Origin of the sequence: Corallococcus praedator (assembly GCF_003612125.1) — a bacterium.
GTDB lineage: Bacteria > Myxococcota > Myxococcia > Myxococcales > Myxococcaceae > Corallococcus > Corallococcus praedator.
This window is the reverse complement of record NZ_RAWI01000688.1, coordinates 1-2,378: the sequence shown is the minus strand read 5'-3', so window position 1 is coordinate 2,378 and position 2,378 is coordinate 1. Positions and strand designations below refer to the sequence as shown.

The window sequence follows — 2,378 nt, the reverse complement described above, 5'->3', positions numbered from 1 at the left end:
CCCTTGGCATCCAGCACCAGCGCGAGGCCGTGCCGGAGGTCTGCGGGGGGCGGACGGGCTTGTTGCCGATGATCATGGGGGACCCTGGAGTGAAGACTTATCGATTTCTCGCGGATCGCCTGCCCAAAGTTGCGGACGCTGCTCCAAAGTCGCGCAGAATGAGACAACGCGCCGCGTGGTGCACTGGAGGATGCCGTGGGAAGTGACCTGTACCGCCAGGGAATCGACCAACTGAATGCCGGCAACACCGCCGAGGCCCAACGACTCCTGGAGGAGGCGAGGAAGCAGGCGCCCGACTCCGTGGAGGTCCTGCACGGCCTCGCGCTGGTGCTGGATGCCAAGGGGGAGCGGGCCGCGTCGGTGGCCCTGCTGAAGGAAGCGCTCCAGCGCGACCCCACGGCGCCGGGGCCGGCCTGTGACCTGGCCATGTTCCACCTGGAGCATCAGGAGGACGAACAGGCCGTGCGGATCCTCACGCCGGTGCTGGCGGCGTCCCCGGACCATCCGCAGGCGAACCTGGCCATGGCCATGGCCCTGGCGAAGACGGAGGCGGTCCGCGCGCGCACCTTCACGGCGCGGGCGATGAAGACCTCCGACGCGGAAGCGCGCGCGCAGGCGGAGGAGTTGGACAAGGTGCTCGCGAAGCACGTGGCCTAGGACGGCTCGCCGCGCTTGAAGTCCTCCGTGCGCACGCCGTAGCGCTTGAGCAGGCGGTGCAGGCTCTCGCGCTCCATGCCCGCGCGCTCCGCCGCGTGGGTGACGTTGCCGGAGAACTCCTGCATCAGCGCGGTGAGGTAGTCGCGCGAGACGGCGTCGCGCACCTCATCCACCGCCTCGCGGTAGGGCCGCTTCGCCAGCGCTTGCGTCGGGAGCGCCCCCGGCGTCACGGCGGGGCGCACCGGGGCGGACTCCGGGGGCAGGTCCTCCGGGGTGATGCGCGGCCCGGTCGCCATCGCCGCCGCGCGCGCCACCGCGTTCTGCAATTGCCGCACGTTGCCCGGCCAGGGCGCGGCGGTGAGCACCTGGAGCGCCTCCGGCGTGAAGCCCTCCAGCTCCGGCCGGCGCGCGGTGGACAGGAAGTGCATCGCCAGGAGCGGGATGTCCTCGCGCCGCTCGCGCAAGGAGGGCATCCGCACCGTCACGCCGTCCAGCCGGTAGTAGAGGTCCTCGCGGAAGCGCCCCTGCGCCACCTCCGCCGCGAGGTCCCGGTGCGTCGCGGCCACCACGCGCACGTCCACCGTCACCGGCGTGGTGGTGCCCACGCGGCGCACCTCCTTCTCCTGCAGCGCGCGGTTGAGCTTCACCTGCACCGGCAGCGGCAGGTCGCCCACTTCATCCAGGAAGAGCGTCCCGCCGTGGGCCTCCTCGAAGAGCCCGGCCTTCGCGCCCGTCGCGCCCGTGAAGGCCCCCTTCGCGTGGCCGAACAGTTCGCTCTCCACCAGGTCCGCGGGCAGCGCGCCGCAGTTCACCGCGACGAAGGGCTTGTCCCTGCGCGGGCTCTCCCGGTGCAGCGCGCGGGCGGCCAGCTCCTTGCCCGTGCCCGTCTCCCCGGTGAGCACGACGGTCAGGTCGCGCGCCGCCACCTGCGCGAGCAGCGCGTGCGTCTTCCGGAGCGCGGGACTGGTGCCGCGCAGGCCGTGGAAGTCCGGCATGCGCGAGGCCCGGGCCTGGAGCCCCGCCGCGTCCTTCTTCTGACGGCGGCGCTCCAGCGCGCGCGCCACCACCAGCGCCACCTCGTCCGGATCAAAGGGCTTGGACAGGTAGTCGTAGGCGCCCTGCTTGATGGCCTCCACCGCCTTGGGGACGCTCGCGTAGGCGGTGACGAGCACCACCTCCGTGTCCGGCGCGCTCCGCTTCACCTCGCGCAGCACCGTGAAGCCGTCCGCGCCCGGCATCTGGATGTCCGTCACCACCACGTCGAACGCGCGCGAGGCCAGCAGGGCCAGCGCCCGCGCTCCGTCCGGCGCCGTCGTCACCGCGTACGCGTCGCCCAGGATGCGCGCGAACAGCTTGAGCATGTTCTCCTTGTCGTCCACCACGAGGACCTCGGGCCTCGCGTCCATCGCCCCTCCACGCGCCTCCGGCAAGCTCATGCCGCTGCCTCCTGTTCCCGCGAGGGCGCGGGCAGCGACAGCGTGAAGCGCGCGCCGCCCAGGGGCCCCACGTCCACGTCGATGTGGCCGCCGTGCGCCTCCGCGATGGCCTGGCTCACCGCGAGCCCCAGCCCCGTGCCGCCAGGCCGGGTGGTGAAGAACGGCTCGAACAGCCGCGCCCGCGCTTCCTCCGTCACCCCCGGCCCCGAGTCCGACACCGCCACGCGCGCGCCACCGGCCGCGTCCACGTCCACGTCCAGGCGCACCTCCACCCGTCCACCCTCC

At 72.9% G+C, this 2,378-nt stretch carries 3 protein-coding genes; 1 reads left to right on the top strand and 2 read right to left on the bottom strand.

What is annotated here, in order from left to right:
- Window positions 1-195 precede the first annotated feature (195 nt).
- Window positions 196-657, top strand: coding sequence for a tetratricopeptide repeat protein (locus D7Y13_RS40860; RefSeq protein ID WP_199733002.1), 462 nt, complete (start codon window positions 196-198; stop codon window positions 655-657).
- On the opposite strand, the gene D7Y13_RS40855 is transcribed toward D7Y13_RS40860, so the two are convergent.
- Both D7Y13_RS40855 and D7Y13_RS40850 read right to left on the bottom strand, forming a co-directional pair.
- Window positions 654-2,093, bottom strand: coding sequence for a sigma-54-dependent transcriptional regulator (locus D7Y13_RS40855; RefSeq protein WP_370451766.1), 1,440 nt, complete (start codon window positions 2,091-2,093; stop codon window positions 654-656). The two genes, D7Y13_RS40860 and D7Y13_RS40855, sit on opposite strands and share 4 nt — an antisense overlap.
- Window positions 2,090-2,378 (bottom strand): ATP-binding protein (locus D7Y13_RS40850; protein WP_147452630.1); only part of this gene is annotated, 289 nt, incomplete at its 5' end. The genes D7Y13_RS40855 and D7Y13_RS40850, both read right to left, overlap by 4 nt.